Origin of the sequence: Actinomadura sp. NAK00032, from assembly GCF_013364275.1 — a bacterium.
GTDB lineage: Bacteria > Actinomycetota > Actinomycetes > Streptosporangiales > Streptosporangiaceae > Spirillospora.
The window spans coordinates 910272-927130 of record NZ_CP054932.1 but is presented as its reverse complement, the minus strand read 5'-3'; the positions used below and the strand labels follow the sequence as shown (position 1 = coordinate 927130).

14 protein-coding genes are annotated in these 16859 nt (G+C 71.3%); 5 read left to right on the top strand and 9 right to left on the bottom strand.

All coding sequences use genetic code 11. From position 1 onward, the window contains the following. The first annotated feature begins 229 nt into the window (after positions 1-229). Positions 230-565, top strand: a complete 336-nt coding sequence (locus HUT06_RS43700; protein ID WP_217711190.1) for a LysE family translocator — start codon at positions 230-232, stop codon at positions 563-565. After that, positions 566-829 carry a hypothetical protein gene (locus tag HUT06_RS43695; RefSeq protein ID WP_217711189.1) on the top strand — a complete coding sequence of 88 codons (264 nt, stop codon included), beginning with the start codon at positions 566-568 and terminating at the stop codon, positions 827-829. It abuts the gene before it with no gap. A gap of 267 nt (positions 830-1096) precedes the next feature. On the opposite strand, the gene HUT06_RS04365 is transcribed toward HUT06_RS43695, so the two are convergent. The 6 genes from HUT06_RS04365 to HUT06_RS04340 all read right to left on the bottom strand — a co-directional run bounded on the left by HUT06_RS04365 (position 1097) and on the right by HUT06_RS04340 (position 9052). After that, positions 1097-2458, bottom strand: coding sequence for an HNH endonuclease signature motif containing protein (locus HUT06_RS04365; protein WP_176194519.1), 1362 nt, complete (start codon positions 2456-2458; stop codon positions 1097-1099). Positions 2459-3222: 764 nt separating this feature from the next. Beyond that, positions 3223-4299, bottom strand: a complete 1077-nt coding sequence (locus HUT06_RS04360; protein WP_176194518.1) for an acyl-CoA dehydrogenase family protein — start codon at positions 4297-4299, stop codon at positions 3223-3225. Next, a complete protein-coding gene (locus HUT06_RS04355; protein WP_176194517.1) occupies positions 4290-5249 on the bottom strand; it encodes a VOC family protein in 960 nt (319 codons plus the stop codon). Before HUT06_RS04355 ends, HUT06_RS04360 begins: the two co-directional genes overlap by 10 nt. Positions 5250-5302: 53 nt before the next feature. After that, positions 5303-6115, bottom strand: a complete 813-nt coding sequence (locus HUT06_RS04350; protein WP_176194516.1) for an enoyl-CoA hydratase/isomerase family protein — start codon at positions 6113-6115, stop codon at positions 5303-5305. Positions 6116-6158: 43 nt separating this feature from the next. Further along, positions 6159-7391 (bottom strand): acyl-CoA dehydrogenase family protein, encoded by a 1233-nt coding sequence (locus HUT06_RS04345; RefSeq protein ID WP_176194515.1) that lies wholly within the window; start codon positions 7389-7391, stop codon positions 6159-6161. After that, positions 7388-9052, bottom strand: coding sequence for an AMP-binding protein (locus tag HUT06_RS04340; protein WP_176194514.1), 1665 nt, complete (start codon positions 9050-9052; stop codon positions 7388-7390). Before HUT06_RS04340 ends, HUT06_RS04345 begins: the two co-directional genes overlap by 4 nt. Before the next feature lie 417 nt (positions 9053-9469). Between HUT06_RS04340 and HUT06_RS04335 the strand changes: the two genes are divergently transcribed. Next, the gene (locus HUT06_RS04335) at positions 9470-11362 is read left to right on the top strand and encodes a bifunctional UDP-sugar hydrolase/5'-nucleotidase (RefSeq protein WP_176194513.1); all 1893 of its coding nucleotides are present in this window, start codon (positions 9470-9472) and stop codon (positions 11360-11362) included. A 107-nt stretch (positions 11363-11469) separates the two neighbouring features. On the opposite strand, the gene HUT06_RS04330 is transcribed toward HUT06_RS04335, so the two are convergent. Next, positions 11470-12990, bottom strand: a complete 1521-nt coding sequence (locus HUT06_RS04330) for an MFS transporter (RefSeq protein ID WP_176194512.1) — start codon at positions 12988-12990, stop codon at positions 11470-11472. Positions 12991-13190: 200 nt separating this feature from the next. On the opposite strand from HUT06_RS04330, the gene HUT06_RS04325 reads away from it, so the two are divergent. After that, complete coding sequence (locus HUT06_RS04325; RefSeq protein ID WP_176194511.1) at positions 13191-14081, top strand: RNA polymerase sigma-70 factor; 891 nt, start codon at positions 13191-13193, stop codon at positions 14079-14081. A 42-nt stretch (positions 14082-14123) separates the two neighbouring features. On the opposite strand, the gene HUT06_RS04320 is transcribed toward HUT06_RS04325, so the two are convergent. After that, positions 14124-15059: a helix-turn-helix domain-containing protein gene (locus tag HUT06_RS04320; protein WP_176194510.1), complete on the bottom strand. Its 936-nt coding sequence runs from the start codon at positions 15057-15059 to the stop codon at positions 14124-14126. A gap of 94 nt (positions 15060-15153) precedes the next feature. Here HUT06_RS04320 and HUT06_RS04315 point away from each other — a divergent pair, with 94 nt between their 5' ends. Continuing rightward, entirely contained in the window at positions 15154-16593 is a 1440-nt protein-coding gene (locus tag HUT06_RS04315) for a pyridoxal-dependent decarboxylase (protein ID WP_176194509.1), read from the top strand. Between the two features lie 22 nt (positions 16594-16615). Here the strand turns inward: HUT06_RS04315 and HUT06_RS04310 are convergent, their stop codons facing one another. Then, complete coding sequence (locus HUT06_RS04310; RefSeq protein WP_176194508.1) at positions 16616-16786, bottom strand: hypothetical protein; 171 nt, start codon at positions 16784-16786, stop codon at positions 16616-16618. Positions 16787-16859 lie beyond the last annotated feature (73 nt).

Sequence of the window (16859 nt, the reverse complement as noted above, 5' to 3'; positions counted from 1 at the left end):
ATGTCGCCCAACCGACACAACCAGAACAGTACGGCTCGTCCGAAGGGCAGGCGGGCATAGCCGTAACGGTCCAAAGAGGAGGCGGAGCAGGGCGAACGCAGGGCAGAAGCGGCTCCACGACGAGACACAGGCACCACCGCCGGCCTTCGCACCGGGGTGGGCATGGAACGACCTAGGACGTGTCTCGAAGTCGGCCTTGAGGCCGCCGGTCACGGGAAGGGGATGGACGATGCACTGGCACGCCTTCCTCACCGCCGCCGCCGTCATGGCGATCACGCCGGGCGCCAACCAGCTCTTGTCGCTGCGCAATGCGGCGCAGCAGGGAGCCCGCGACGCCGTTGCGGGCCTGGCCGGACGCCTCACCGCGTTCTTCACCCTGGTGTTGGCGACCGCGGCCGGCCTGAGCGCCCTGCTGCTGGCGTCCGAGCCCGCGTTCGCGGCCGTCAAGTGGTGCGGCGTCGCCTATCTGCTCTACCTGGGCGCTCGGATGCTGATCAAGCACCGACCCGCCGAGACCGAACCGGGACGGCGGGGCCGCTGGGAGCTGATCCGTCAGGAGTTCTGAGTGGCCCTGACCAACCCCAAGGCCCTGCTCCTGTTCGCCGCCTTCCTGCCCCAGTTCACAGAGCCCGAGACGGGCGCCGTGTGGCTCCAGTTGCTCGCCCTGGGGACCTCTTACATCGCTGTCGAGTTCGTAGCCGCGCTGGCGTACGCGGGAATCGGCGCCACCCTCTCCGGCCTTACCGCGCGCACCCGCAGCCTCCTCGACCGTACGACCGGCGCCGCGATGATCAGCCTCGCCGGCGGACTAGCCCTCCGTCGGCCTTGATCCGGCTAGGCCATCGCTGCCACACGCTCCACGCGATCACCCGTGACATTGCCGAGCCGACGGAGACGGCGGTGCGGCAAATCGGCCAGGGCATCTCGCTCAGCGGGCCGGACCAGGGCGGTACGACTCGTCCGAAGGGCTGGCCCCGTGTGGTCGTCACGGTGCGGAGAGGGACGAGGTGCGGCGCATCGGGCTGGCATATCGCTGTGCCCGGGCGGGCCGGGGCGGTACGGGTCGTCCGATGGGTTGGCTCTGTGGTGGCGGTGGTTACAGCCGGTCTGGGCGGACGATGTGCCAGTTGCCGGACGGGGTTGTCCACAGCATGAGCCCTGGCCAGATCTGGTGGAGCGTCCAGCCGGGGGTTTGTTTGAGGCGGTGGTGGCGTCTGCAGAGCGGGGCGAGGTTGCAGCGGCAGGTGGTTCCGGGGCGCCACGGGATGGTGTGGTCGAGGTCGCAGCGGTGCGCGTCCCGGTTGCAGCTGGGATACACGCAGATGGTGTGGCGGGCCAGCACTTCGCGGCGCATCGCGGCCGACGGACGGTAGCCGGGGCGGCCGTGGACCTCGTCTCCTGCCTGGCAGACCGCATCCCGCGCGTCGGCGAGCTGGTCGTGGATGCGCTGCACGGCGGCCGCGATCGCGGCGGGGAGTGCACGCCGAGGGACCCGAGCGCGGACGTGGGCGAGTCTCTGCTCGACCATGGCTGCGAGGTCGCGAACAACCGGGTGCTCGGCCGGTTCGGCGACGATCGCCGTTGGTTTCGGGTCAGCGGCCGCGGGCGATGGGTGGACGCCGGGCTGGGTGAACAGCGTCCGGATGGCGGTGGGGAGTTCGGTGCCGGAGAGGAGGAGTGTGGCCAGGTCGGCACGGAGCTGAGGGAGAGGGCGGGTGTCGCCGTCCTGCTTCATGCCGTGGGCGGCGGCGGTGATCTTGTTGTAGATGGCGTGGGCGTCCTCAGGGGCGAGGTCGCACAGGGCCAGATCCGTCGTTCCGGACGGGGTGTTCCACAGTTCGAGCCGCCGGTTGCGGACGGCTTCTCGCTTGCGTTCCTCTGCGGCGGCCGGGGCCAGCCGGTTGGCGATCCGCTTGAGTCGGCGGCGGAGCTGGCCGGTGGTCTGGTCGGACGCCTTCTCCAGCGCGGCGGCTTCGAGGTGTTCGGCGACCTCGTCCGGCATGTTGTCGGCGGCGTCGCAGATGACACGGGCTTTTGCCAGATCGATCCGACCGGTCTCCAGGGCGCTGCCCGTCGCCGCCAGGGGGCCTGCGAGGCGCCCGGCCAGGTGGACCAAGGTGGCTGCGGTATTGCCCGTGACTGTCAGCGCGGCGGCGACCTCTTCGGTGACCGACTCGTGCGCGGACAGGATGCGGTAGTCGGGGTCGCCGTCGTCTTCGGCGTCGGTGCGGCGCCGCGACAATTCGGCGAGGGCGGCCAACTCCCGGGCCTGCGCCCAGGAGGTCTGGCGGCGCGCGGCGGCGGCCACCTGGAGCAGTTCGTCATCGGTCAGATCCGCCAGGCGCTCTTTTCCGCCGGACAGGCAGACCGCGAGCTGCGGGCCGGGAGGGAACCACTCTCGATCTTCCCATTCGCGTTTCGATTCCGGTTTCCGTTCCCGCTGGTCGCTGTCGCTCATGATTTCGACCATCTCTACAACCGCCGGCATCGTGATTCACCTCCCTTCAACTCCTCGACTCAATTATATGACACCTCTCCAGTTACATTGCAGGCATTTTGGACATGACGCAAAATGCCATCAAGATTCTTTTCCGGCATCCGGCATCCGGCTGTCGAAAGGACGCTCCTGCCGCTTTGTGATCATCCAACGGTCGGCTGTGGCTGAGCACGGCTTTATCGGGTGAGTGTGGTTGCTGCAGGTGGACAGTTGCGGTGGCCCCTGCGGGCACGTGCACACACCTCCGCCCGCCACCGGCTGAGGTCACGTTGGTTGCGGTAGTGGGGTTGGGGAGTGTCGTTATCGAAAGGGCTGCGCGTGGTTCGGCCCAGCCGCGCGCGCTTCGCGCGCGGTCCCCGACCACGATCGGCCCCGCCGCCACCGTCCGCGCGAAGCGCGGGCAGAGCGCACCGCGCACCAACCTGACACGTAAAAGACATTCCCCAGCCCACTACAGCAACCAACGTGACAGCAACCGGCGGAAACAGAAACGGGCGTGGCCGCCTTCGGAAGGTCACCTCAGCCGTCCACCACCCGAGCCGCACTAATATCGGTAGAAAAAAGACCTCAGCCATGCGCACACCCTGAGCGATTTCACCAGAGCGCAACCGGCCGAGCAGAAACGTCGAACGAATCGATCAGCCATCCACTGTCGCCAACCAGCGATACAGCACGCACAGAAAGCCCGGCCGGGGGGCAGGTCCGGCCGGGCTTTCCGTCTGCCCTCAGTCGAGGTGGAGGTCTGCGGCCAGGTTCTCGTAGTGCAGGTCGGCGTCACCGAACGAAAGGGACGCCGTCATCGCGTGCTCGGAGAACAAGTGCAGGTCATGTTCCTGGGTGAAGCCGATGGCCCCGTGCACCTGATGACCCAGCGCGCACACCCGCTCGTACGCCTCGCTCACCCACGCCTTCGCCATCGCCACTTCCTGCCCGGCGTCCCAGTTCGCCGACAGCCGCCAGATGGCTTCGTACGCGATGAACCTCGACCCCAGCACATCGATCGCCATGTTCGCGCAATGGTGCTGGACGGCCTGGAAAGACCCGATGGCCTGTCCGAACTGCTCGCGCTCTGTCGCGTACTGCACCGTCATGTCCAGGACGTGTTGCGCCGCGCCCACCATTTCCGCGCATGTCGCCGCCGCCCCGAACAGCGAAACGGCCTTCGCCGCATCGGGCCCGAGAACGTCCAAAGCCCGGACGCCGTCCAGTTCCACATGACACGGACGGTCGGCGCCGATCGTCTCCACCGGGTGCAGCGCGACGTCCGAGGCGTCCACCCAGAAGGCATGCGGTTCATCGTCGAGCCGCGCCACCACCAGGATGTTCTCAGCGGACGCCGCGTACGGCACGAACGTGGCCGTCCCGCTGACCACGAAGGCGTCGCCATCCCGCACCGCAACGGGCCCCTCCCCCGGACGGTCCCAAGGCAAGGGCGCGGCAGTGACGACCTGACCGTCCGCAATGACGCGCAGCCAGCGCTCCTTCTGTTCCGGTGTCCCGAAACGCGCAACCGGCAGCCCGCAGCAAGCGACCGACACCAGCAACGGACTCGGAACCTGCGCGTAGCCCAGTTGCTCGAACAGCAGGCACACGTCCAGGAAGTCGCCGCCCACGCCGCCGTGCTCCTCGGGGAAGGCGAGGCCCGTCCAGCCGAGCTCCACCATCTCCTTCCACAGCGCGGCCGAGTAGCCGGCCGGGTCGCCGTCCATCGCCCGCGCTCCGGCGGTCTCGGCGCGGGACGCCAGGACCTCGCGGGCGGTGGAGGCGATCAGCTCCTGGTCCTCGGTCAGGCTCAGGTCCATCGCGGCGGCACCTTGTCCGAGCGCACCCACACCCCGGGCCGCTCCTCCCAGAACAGCTGGACGAGGACGCCGCCGGTGTGCTTCGGGTGGATGAACGTGTGCTTCCAGGCCGCGCCGTCGGTGACGCCGTCCTCGTCGTCGAAGGTGGGCGTGCCGTGGTGCTCGCAGGCGGCCATCGCCTTGTCCCAGTCGTCCACCTCGAAGGTGACATGGTGGGCGCCGGGGCCGCCCTTCGCGAGGAACCGCTCGATGAACGAGTCCTCGCCGCGCGGCATGATCACCTCCCAGCAGATGGCCGAGCCGGGGATGTTCAGGACGAGGTCGGCCATGTCGGGGTGCTCGTCGTCCGGCGTCCGCCACACCTGCACGAACCCGGCCAGCTCGCGGTACCAGCCGGCCAGCACGTCGCGGTCGTGGAACGCCTGGCAGATGTGGTCGAGCGCCACGACGCCGAGCGACGGCCCTTCCGAGGCCCCCGACTCCGAGGCCCCCGGCCCACCGAGCACGGCGGCGTCGGACGAGTCGCCGCACATGTCGAGGCTGCCCGGCCCGCGGAGCCGCCACAGCACCCCCGGCCCGTGCTCGGGCGGGCTCAGCGACGCCTCCAGCCACCGCCCGCGCGCCCCGTCCGTCGGTTTGATGCCGCGCACCTCGAAGTCCGCCTGGACGGCTTCGAGGTCGGGAACCTCGGCGCCGACATGGTGCAGCCCGGGACGCCCGCCGTGCTCGTCCAGCCACGTCTGCAAGGACGAACCGTCACCGGACGGCGCGACGACCTCCCATGCCTGCCCCCGGCTCCCCGGGATCTCCAGCCGCGTGCCGCGCACGCCCTCGCCCGGGTTGTCCCAGCTCCGGACGCGCCGGAACCCGAACAACCCCTCCAGCAGCGCCACCTGCGCGTCGAGGTCGGGCGTCACCTGCGCGACGTGATCGATGCGATAGATCTGCACTGGCCCTCCTAGCCCTACGACCGAAAGTCCTGCCCCAGCCCGGCCCAGCCGGCCTAGCTCGGGTGCGGCTCGATCCAGTCGTAGCCGTACGTGACGAGTTCCTTGACGAGACGCAGGTTGTAGCGGTTCATCGCGGCGATGCGCTCGGCCAGCTCGCCGATCCGCTTGTCGAACTCGTCCGCCGGGTACACGTCGTTGACGAGGCCCAGCTGGAGCGCGCGGTCGGCGTCGATGCGGGCGCCGGTGAACAGCAGTTCCTTGGCGCGGGCCTTGCCGATCCGGTCCGGCAGCCGCTTCACCCCGCCCCACCCGGGCGCGGATCCGCCGAACTCGGGCTGGTCGGGGTCGCCGTCCTCGGTCATCTTCGGCCGGAACGGCGGGCGCGCCGACAGCGTGATCTCGACGAGCCCCATCTTCGCGTCGCTGGAGGCGATGATGAAGTCGGCCGCGAGCGCCAGCTCCAGGCCGCCGCCGACCGCGTACCCGTGCACGGCCGCGATCACCGGCACCGACAGCCGCTCCATCATCGCGAACGTCTTCTCGCCGAGCCGCCCCTGCTCGATCCGCTCGCGCGGGGTCAGCTTCTCCGACCAGGCCAGGTCCATCCCGGCGCAGAACGCGCGCTCGCCGGCGCCGCGCAGCACGACCACGCAGACGTCCTCGTCGTCGTCGATGCTCCGGAAGATGTCGCGCAGCTCCGTCATGGTGGTGGGCGTCAGCGCGTTGAGCTTCTCCGGCCGGTTCAGCGTCAGCCAGGCGACGCGTTCCTCGATCCGCAGGTCGACGGTCTCATAGGCGTTCTCGCCGGACACAGCGTTTTCGCCGGACAGGGCGTTCTCCTCGGACAGACCGTTCTCGTCGGGCATATCGGTGGATCTCCTCCCGGTGGGGTGGATACATGGGTGGACGTCAGCTGCGGGGCAGGTTCAGGCCCCGGGTCGCGATGACGTTGCGCTGGATCTCGGTGGTGCCGCCGAGGAAGGTGGACGCCACCGAGTCGCGGCACATGTGCGTGAAGACGGCGTCCAGTGGGGCGCCCTCACGGCCCCACAGCGCGGCTGAACGTCCGAACGCGCGCGCGCCGGTGCGGGCTAGGCGCTGGTGAAGCTCGGCACCGAAGAGCTGGTTGATGGACGCTTCGAAGTCGGGTTCATCGCCCGCCGCCTGCCGCGAGACGGTGTAGCGGGCCAGGTTGTACAGGACGCGGATCTCCGTCCGCCGCCGCGCGATCTCCTGCCGCAGCGTCGGCGTGGTGCGGGCGAACCGCTGCCCGTCCGGCGACCGCAGGTAGGTGACCAGATCCTCCAGGGCCTGCTCGTACTTGATCGTGGCGCCGATCCCGGCGCGCTCGAAGCCGAGCGCGCTCATCGCCACGTACCAGCCGCGGTTCTCCTCGCCGACCCGGTTCGCCACCGGCACCCGGACGCCCTCGAAGAAGATCTCGCAGAACGGCGCCGCGCCACGGATGTCGGTGATGGGACGGACGGTGACACCCGGCGCGTCCGCCTCGATGAGCAGGAACGTGATGCCCCGGTGTGGTTTCTCCGCATCCGGGTCGGTTCGGACGAGCACGAACAGCCAGTCGGCGTACTGGCCGAGGGACGTCCACACCTTCTGGCCGTCCACGACGTAGACGTCCCCGTCCCGGACGGCGCGCGTCCGCAGCGAGGCCAGGTCGGAGCCCGATCCCGGTTCGGAGAACCCCTGCGCCCATGTCGCCTCACCCGAGGCGATCGCGGGCAGGTGCCGCGCCTTCTGCTCCTCCGTGCCGTGCACCAGCAGCGTCGGCCCGAGGAGGAACGCGCCGATGCCGTTCACCGTCGGCACCCGCGCCCGCATCATCTCCTCGTGCAGGACGAACTCCTCCAGCGGCGACAGCCCCGCACCGCCGTACTCGGCCGGCCAGTGCGGCGCGATCCAGCCGCGCTCGGCCAGCGCCGCCGCCCACGCCCGCGCGCCCTCGCGCCGCCCCGGATCGTCCGAGACCCGGTCGACCGGCCAGTTGTAGCCCGCGACGTCCTCGGGTTCGAGGCTCTGCTCCTCGTCCCCGGCCGGACGGTACGACGCGGGGAACCGCTCCTCGACGAACGCCCGCACCTCCGCGCGGAAGGCGGCCTGCTCCGGCGTGTCCTCCCAGTTCACCGGCCGCCCGCCTCCCCGGCTCCAGGACCGTCCGCCACCCGCCCGGCGGCCTCGCGACCGTCCGCCGCCCGGCCGCCCGCCGCCGCCTCGCGGTCCCAGGTCGTCTCGGTGATGCCGGACTCGCCCTGCGCGCGCAGCTTGTACTTGGCGACCTTGTCGGTGGGAGTGCGCGGCAGGGCGTCCACGAACTCGACGTACCGGGGCACCATCGAGCGCGGCAGCCGCTCCTCGCAGTAGGCGACCAGCTCGTGCGGGTCGAGCCCGGTATCGGGTTGCACCACGATCGACACCTTGATGTCCTCGTCCTCCAGTTCCGAGGGCACGCCGATCGCGGCGCACTCCAGGACGGCCGGGTGCTGGTTGATCTCCGTCTCCAGGTCGAAGGCCGAGATGTTCTCCCCGCGCCGGCGGATCGCGTCCTTCATCCGGTCGAGGAAGTAGAAGTACCCGTCCTCATCGCGCCATACCCGGTCCCCGGTGTGGAACCACATGTTCCTGAAGCAATGGGTGGTCGCCTCCCAGTTGCCGTAGTAGCCGGTCGTCAGGACGAACGGCTGCCGCGGCCGCAGCACCAGCTCGCCGGGCTCCCCCGGCCCGAGCTCGCGGTCCTGCTCGTCCACCACGGCGACGTGGAACCGCTCGTCGTGCGCCTGCCCGCACGAGCCGACCCGCCACTCCCCGTACGGGCTGCCGGTCGCGATGCCCGCCTCGGTGCTGGTGTAGGTCTCCACCGACCGGACGCCGAACCGCTCCCGCATCGGCTCGTCGAGGTTCGACTTGCCCATGTAGAACGTCTCCAGCCGGTGGTCGCGGTCGCGCGACGTCGGCGGCCGGTTCAGCAGGATCGGGATCATCGAGAACACGCTCATGCAGACCTGCGCGTCGAAGCGGCGCACGTCGTCCCAGAACCGGGACGCGCTGAACCGCTCGACGATCGCGATGGACCCGCCGCCGAGCAGGGCCGACAGCATGCCGTCCCACAGCGCCGCCGCGTGGAACAGCGGCAGCGGGCAGTAGACCGTCTTGCCCCACCGGTCGAGGAAGTCGAGCGAGTCGTACGCGCAGGTCAGCGCCAGCGCGTGCGGGACCATCGCGCCCTTGGACGGCCCCGTGGTCCCGGACGTGTACATGATCGCCTGCAGGTCGCCGAAGCCGACCTTCACGTCCACGGTGCCGCCCTCGTCGCGCAGGGAGCCCAGGTCGCGGGCGGGCTTGCCGAGCCGGTCGAGCAGCACCCCGGCCGCGGCGGCGTCGCGGACGAGGACGCCGCCGAGCTTCGGCAGCCGCTCGGCGATGTCCGTGACGCGCTCGGCGTACGGGCCGTCGATGATGAGCCAGCCGGAGTCGGAGCTGTCCAGGACGTGCCGGAGCAGCTCGTGCTTGTAGGCGATGTTGATCGGCACGGCGACGGCGCCCAGCCGTGCCAGTGCGAACACGATGTGGACGAAGTCGGCGCAGTTGGGCAGCATCACGCCCACGTGGTCGCCGCGCCGGATCCCGGCGCCCGACAGGGACCGGGCGAGCCGGTCGGCGGCGGCGTCGACCTCGCCGTAGGTGACCTCCCCGTCCCGGAACTTCAGGAACGGCCGTCTTCGATGTACCTGCGCCTGTGACCGGAGTACGTCCCCGAGGACGAAGCTCTCCAGCGTCTCCTTGCGCATCCGGACCCTCCGCTGTCGCTGCGTGCGTGCGTCGTCGGTGGCTGGGCGGCTGAATGTCGGCTGGTGGCGGCTAGTGGCGGGCGGTTGGACGGCGGCGGACGGGCGGCGGCCGTGGAATCGGCCGGCGACATCACGCAACCGGACAACGTCCTAAATAGAGGAACACGAAACCTCATACCCGGCAACAGTGGCGGAACAGCAAGAAACTGGTTTTAGAGTGATCTACTGGGACATTGGACGCCTTCTGTGATCCAGACCACACCGGCGCGCCCCTCCCCTCCATCCCCCTTCGGACGCGCCCGCGTTTGGCGGAGAGTGCCAACGAATGTCCCCCAGGATCGGAAGATCTCACCGACTGCCGATCCGAGCGACGGGCCTATCGTTCTGCCGTCCCCCTGCGGAAGGAACGGGTGCGCCATGGAGAATCCACAGCCGCGCTGGTGCTCATGCCGGGTACCGGACGACGCGGGCGACGATCCCGGCCGCACCCCGAGCGGCGGCGGGATCAGCCGCAGGCAGGTCCTCGGCGGGCTGACCGCCGCGAGCGCCCTCACCCTCGCGGGCTGGCCCGGCACCGCCGCCGCGGAGACCACCGCGCAGGCCGCCGCGCAGGCCGCAACGCCCGCCCGCCACGGCAAGTCGGTCACGATCACCGTGATGGGCACGTCCGACATCCACAGCCACGCGGTCAACTGGGACTACTACAAGGACGCCGAGTACGCCGACCGCGACGGCAACGTGGTCGGCCTGGCGCGCGTCTCCAGCCTGGTCAACGAGATCCGCGCCGCGCGGGGACGCGACCGCACCCTCCTCTTCGACGCGGGCGACACCATCCAGGGCACTCCGCTCGGCTTCTACTACGCCACCGTCGAGCCGATCACCGAGACCGGCGAGACGCACCCGATCGCCGGCCAGATGAACGCCATCGGCTACGACGCCGTGGCCCTCGGCAACCACGAGTTCAACTACGGCATCCCGTTCCTGGACGCCTGGATCCGCCAGCTGGACGCCCCGGTGCTCGCCGCCAACGCCGTCCGGGCGGGCACCCGCCGCCCCGCCTACCGCCCGTACATGATCAAGCGGATGCACGTCCGGGGGTACCCGCCGATCCGCGTCGGCCTGCTCGGCCTGACGAACCCGGGCATCGCGATCTGGGACAAGGCGAACGTCTCCGGCAGGCTCGACTTCCTCGACCTGGTCGAGACGGCCCGGCGCTGGGTGCCGGTCATCCGCGCGCAGGGCGCCGACGTCGTGATCGTCAGCGCCCACTCGGGCGACAGCGGCACCTCGTCCTACGGCGACGCGCTGCCCGTCGAGAACGCGTCCGCCCTGGTGGCCGAGCAGGTGCCCGGCATCGACGCGATCCTGTTCGGGCACGCGCACCTGGAGATCCCCGAGCGCTTCGTCACGAACAAGGCCACCGGCCGGACCGTCGTGATGAGCGAGCCGAAATGCTGGGGCGAGCGCCTGTCGGTCTTCGACCTGACCCTGCGCCACGAGCGCGGCCGGTGGAAGGTCACCGGCAAGTCGGCGACGGCGGTGAACACGAACACCGTCCAGGAGGACCCGGCGCTCGTCACCCTCGTCAAGAAGCAGCACGACGCGGTCGTCGCGTACGTGAACAAGGAGGTGGCGACCTCCACCGAGGAGATGTCGGCGGCGGAGTCCTGCTGGAAGGACACCGCGATCCTCGACTACGTCCATCTCGTCCAGACCGCGAAAGTGAGGGACGCCCTCGCCGGCTCGGAGCACGCGTCGCTTCCCGTGGTGTCGATCGCGGCCCCCTTCAGCCGCGCCGCCACGTTCCCCGCCGGGAAGGTCACCATCCGGGACATCGCGGGCCTGTACATCTACGACAACACCCTGATGGCGAGCGTCCTCACCGGCGCCCAGATCAAGGACTACCTGGAGTACTCCGCCCAGTACTTCAAGCAGGTCGCGGCGGACGCCCCCGTCGCCCCGGCCTCATGGACGAACGCCGACAGCCGCCCCGACTACAACTACGACCAGTTCTCCGGCGTCACCTACGACGTCGACATCGCCAAGCCGGAGGGCTCCCGCATCACCGGCCTGTCCTACGACGGCACGGCCGTCACACCCGACCAGCGGTTCGTGGTGGCGGTGAACAACTACCGCCAATCGGGCGGCGGCGGCTTCCCGCACATCACCACCGCCGAGGTCGTCTACAACGCCCAGGTGGCGATCCGCGAGGCGATCGTCGAGTACGCCTCCGCCGCCGGAACCATCGACCCGGCGGCGTTCCACACCGAGAACTGGCGCCTGACCAGGGACGGCACACCCGTCTTCTAGCCCAGATCCGCAGGCCCCAGGGCCCGAGGCGCTGCGCCGCCGCAGCAGCGCGGCGGCGCATACACCCCCTCAACCCTGCGCACTCCGAGATCAGGTGCACTCCGAGATCAGGTGTGCGCGGGCAGCGGCTCAACGCCCTCGGCGCCGTCCGCCGGGGCGGCGGTGGCGGTGGCGGTGGCGGCCGGGGCCTTCCCTCCCGGACGCGGGGTGTTCATCAGCAGCGCGACGATCAGCGCGCCGCAGAGGAGGATGCCCGCCGCCCAGATGCCGGCCGCCCCGAAGCCCTCCACCAGCGCCAGCTTGGCGATGGCGGGGTTCGGGCCGTGCTCGGCCAGGTAGTCGGCGGTCGTGCTGGTGGCGATGGTGTTGAGCAGCGCGATGCCGATCGAGCTGCCGACCTGCTGCGAGGTGTTCACGCTCGCGGAGGCCACGCCCGCGTCGCGCGGGTCCACGCCGTGCGTGGCGTAGTTCATGGCCACCGGCATGATCATCCCGGCGCCGAGGCCGAACACGAGCTGGCAGACGAGCACACCGGACGCGTAGGACGTCCCGGGGTCCAGCCGCAGCATCCACAGCATGCCGGCGGCGCCGAGGAGCATCCCGGGGACGATCAGCAGCCGCGGCGCGACCTTGGGCAGCAGCCGCGAGGCGAGCCCGCCCGCCGACACCAGGACCGCCCCCGTCATCGGGAGGAAGGCCACGCCCGTCCTGATCGGCGAGTACCCCTTGACGACCTGCAGGTAGTAGGTCATGAACAGGAACGCGGCGAACATGCCCGCGCCGACGACGGCCACGGCCAGGTAGGCCGAGCCCCGGGTGCGGTCGGCGACCACGCGCAGCGGCAGCAGCGGCTGCGCCACCCGGGTCTCGACGACCGCGAACGCGGCGAGCAGCACGGCGCCACCGGCCAGCAGGCCGATGATCGTCGCCGAGCCCCAGCCGTCCGACTCGGCGCGGCCCGTGCCGTACACGATCGCGACCAGGCCGCCGGTGACCAGCAGCACGCCGGGGATGTCGAACCGCGCCCCGCCCTCGCGCCGCGCCCCGGGCAGCATCAGGTACCCGCCGATGGCCGCGGCCAGGGCGATCGGGATGTTGATGTACAGGCACCAGCGCCAGTCCAGGTAGTCGGTCAGCGCCCCGCCGGCCAGCAGCCCGAACGCGCCGCCCGCGCCGGCGATCCCGCCCCAGATGCCGAACGCCTTGGCGCGCTCCTTCGGCTCGGTGAACATCACCGTCAACAGCGACAGCGCGGTCGGACCGAGCAGCGCGCCGAACGCGCCCTGCGCGGCACGGGCGATCAGCAGCATCTCGAAGTTGCCCGCCGCGCCGCCCAGCGCGGACGCGGCCGTGAACCCGACCAGGGCGATCAGGAACGCCCGCTTGCGTCCGGTGTAGTCCGCGATCCGCCCGCCGAGCAGCAGCAGCCCGCCGAACGCCAGCGTGTAGGCGGTGATGATCCACTGCCGGTCGCCGTCGGAGATCGCCAGATCTCCCTGCATGGAGGGCAGCGCGATGTTCACCACGGTGGCGTCCAGCATGAGCATGAGCTGGGCCAGCCCGATGAAGACCAGCGCCCCCCAGCGGCGCGGGAAGGCCGCCGGGGGCGGCGCCTTCGTGTTCGACATGGTTTCGTCCTCACTCGTCTGCGTCGCGCGCCGCGCGGATCGTCGCGCGGCGTCCTGACGACCACGAGATGCCGGGAGGACGGCCCGCTGTGACAGCCCGGCGGTGTGACGTGTCCCACTGGACGCCGATGTCACAAAACGGCGGGAACGGGCGTCTCGTGCGTGTAGCTCTGTTGGAGACAGGCAGGTGGGAGCCAGAGATGAGCGAGCGGATCGACCCGGCCACGGAGGCGTTCGTCGCCCACCGGAACCTGCTGTTCACCGTCGCCTACGAGATGCTCGGCTCGGCCGTCGACGCCGAGGACGTCCTCCAGGAGACCTGGATGCGCTGGGTGAACGTCGACCTCGGCACCATCCGCGACCACCGCGCCTACCTGGTGCGGATCACCACCCGCCAGGCGCTGTCCCGGCTGCGCGTGCTCGGCCGCCGCAAGGAGAACTATGTCGGCTCGTGGCTGCCCGAGCCGCTGCTGACCACACCCGACGTCGCCGACGACGTCGAGCTCGCCGACAACGTCTCGATGGCGATGCTGCTGGTCCTGGAGACGCTGACGCCGACCGAGCGCGCGGTGTTCGTCCTGCGCGAGGTGTTCGACCTGCCCTACGGCGAGATCGCCGAAGCCGTCGGGAAGAACTCGGCCGCCGTCCGGCAGATCGCCCACCGGGCCCGCTCGCACGTCGCGGAGCGCCGGCCGCGCGACGCCGTGTCGGTGGCCGAGACGCAGGCGGCGCTCGCCGCCTTCCAGCGGGCGGTCGAGACCGGCGACCTGCAGCACCTGTTCGACATCCTCGCCCCGGACGTCGTCCTCCTGAGCGACGGCGGCGGCATCCGCCGGACCGTGCCGCGGCCCATCGTGGGATCCGACAAGGTCAGCCGCCTGGTCGAGCGCGGCCTCAGGGGGCTCCACGCCGAGGTGTCGCTCGTGCCCGTCCAGGTCAACGGCATGCCGGGGCTCGTCATCCGGCTGGACGGCGAAACCGACACCGTCATGACCGTCCGCGTCGAGAACGGCCTCATCACCGGGTTCTACCTCGTCCGCAACCCCGAGAAGCTGTCCCGCCTGGAGCAGGCGACCACGCTGAGCCGCTGAACGCTCCTGCTGAGCCGCTGAACAGGGCCGGGGCCCGCCGGGTCAGGACGAGAAGGCGCGGCGGTAGGCGGTCGGGGGGACGCCCACGACGCGGGTGAAGTGGTGGCGGAGGTTGGCGGGGCCGCCCAGGCCGGAGCGTTCGGCGATCTGGTCGACGGGCAGCGCCGTGGTCTCCAGCAGCTCGCGGGCGTGGTCGATGCGGATGCCGCGCAGCCAGGCCATGGGCGTCGTCCCGGTGGCGGCGTGGAAGCGGCGGATCAGCGTCCGGGACGTGACGTTGGCGCGGCGGGCCAGCGCGGCGACGGTCAGCGGCTCGTCCAGATGGCGGCGGGCCCAGTCGAGGAGCGGCCCCAGGTCGCCGGCGTCGTGGACGGCCCGCGCGTCGATGTACTGCGCCTGGCCGCCGGGCCGGTGCGCGGGCATGACGAGGCGCTTGGCGAGCGCGCCGGCGACGGCGGCGCCGTGGTCGTTGCGGACGACGTGCAGGCACAGGTCGAGCCCGGCGGCGGTGCCCGCGCTGGTCAGGATGTCGCCGTCGTCGATGTAGAGGACGGACGCGTCCACCCTGACCTCCGGGTGGCGGGCGGCGAGCTGCTCGGCGTGCATCCAGTGGGTCGTCGCGGGGCGTCCGTCCAGCAGTCCGGCGGCGGCGAGGACGAACGCTCCGGTGCACAGCGAGACGATGCGGGCGCCGCCCGCGTGTGCCGCGCGGACGGCCTCGACCAGGTCGGGCGGCTGCTCGTCGACGACGCTCGCGCAGGCCGGGATCACGACGGTGTCGGCCGAGGCCAGCGCGTCGAGGCCGTAGCGGGTGCCCGGGGCGAACCCGGCAGCGGTGCGGGTGCCGGGCGCGGCGCAGAGCCGGAAGTCGTACCACGCGTCGGCGAGGCCCGGCCGTTCGTAGCCGAACACCTCGCACGGGATGGCCAGTTCGAAGATCGGCACCCCGTCGGTGACGGCGACCGCGAGCGTGTGCATGCCGCCACTCTAGCCGTCACGATGTCACTTATTTTGCGCTAATGGTCATTGCTGCCACTTGGCCCGGTCGCCGCCCGGGCGCGAAGGTCGGGTCATGCATGGATTCCCCATCGGACGCGCCTCCCTCGCCCCTTCCCGAGCGGCCGCCGAGGCGATGTGGCGGCATGTCGTGGACCTCCTGGAAGACGAGCGCGAGCGGCTCCCCGAGCGGGCGGTGAGCGAGCCGGTCGGCGCCCGGGACCTGAAGGCGCTCAGGGACGCGATCAGGGCGTACGACTTCGACCGTCCGGCAGCCGCCGAGGGCGTGGTCGACGACGTGGCCCGGATGCTGCGGGCGACCACCGTCCACACGACCCACCCGCGCTACTTCGGCCTGTTCAACCCGACGCCGGCGCCGATGGGCGTCGTCGGGGAGACGCTCGCCGCCGCGTTCAACCCGCAGCTCGCCGCCTGGTCGCACGCGCCCGCGGCCGTCGAGATCGAGGCGCATCTGCTGCGCTTCCTGGGCGGACGGCTCGGCTACCCGCCCGCGGCGGTCGCCGGGTCGTTCACCAGCGGCGGCGCCGAGGCGAACATGACCGCCGTGCTGCTGGCGCTCACGCGGACCTGGCCGCGGTACGGCGAGGAGGGGCTGCGGGCGCTGCCGGGCCGTCCGGTGATGTACGCGTCGGCGGAGAGCCATCTCGCCTGGCTCAAGATCGCGCACGCCGCGGGCCTCGGGCGGGACGCCGTCCGGCTCGTCCCGGTCGGGCCGGACCTGCGGATGGACACCGGAGCCCTCGCCGAACGGGTGGCCGCCGACCGGGCGGACGGCGACCTGCCGTTCCTCGTCGTCGCGACCGCCGGGACCACGGCCGCCGGGGTCGTCGACCCGCTGCACGGCCTCGCCGACCTGTGCCGCGACCTGGGGCTGCGGCTCCACGCCGACGCCGCCTACGGCGGCGCGGCGGCGCTGTCGGACCGGCTGCGGCCCGCCCTGGCGGGCATCGAGCGCGCCGACTCGATCACGGTGGACGCGCACAAGTGGCTGAGCGTCCCGATGGGCGCCGGGGCCTTCCTGTGCACGGACGCGGAGGGCCTCGCGGAGACGTTCCGGGTCACCGCGTCCTACATGCCGGCCGAGATCCCCGGCACCGCCGACCCGTACACGTCCAGCCAGCAGTGGTCGCGCCGGTTCATGGGTCTCAAGCTGTTCCTGGGCCTCGCCGTCGCGGGCCGCGCCGGGTACGCCGAGCAGCTCGAACGCGACGCCGCCCTCGCGGACGCGCTCCGCGGCTCGCTCGCGGCGGCCGGCTGGGACATCGTCAACGACACCCCGCTGCCCGTCGTCTGCTTCGCCGACCCCGGCACCGGGGCGTGGGAGCACCACGAGGCGCTCGCCCGCCGGGTCGTCGAGGGCGGCCGCGCGTGGATCAGCCCCGTGCGGCTGGACGGGCGCGCCGCGCTCCGCGCCTGCGTCATCAGCCACCGCACCGCGCCCGCCGACCTCGACGAGCTCGTCCGGGCCGTCGGCGAGGCGCGCGAGGCGTCCTGACACGGGCATCGCGCACCGCCGGTCAGGTGCGGCGGCGGCCACGGACGAAGTAGTCGACGACCAGGGCGATGGCCCCCAGGCCGGTGACGGCGTTGACGGTGATCGACAGCCAGGTGTCGGCGAACGCGACGCTCACCACCACGTTGATCGCGAGGAGGACGGCGACGATGGTCCAGCGCAGGCTGTTGCCCATGGGAGTGCCCTGCTTTCTTGTCTCGGGTCCGAACGGGTCTTCTCGGTGGGACGCGTCTTCTCGGTGGGACGGG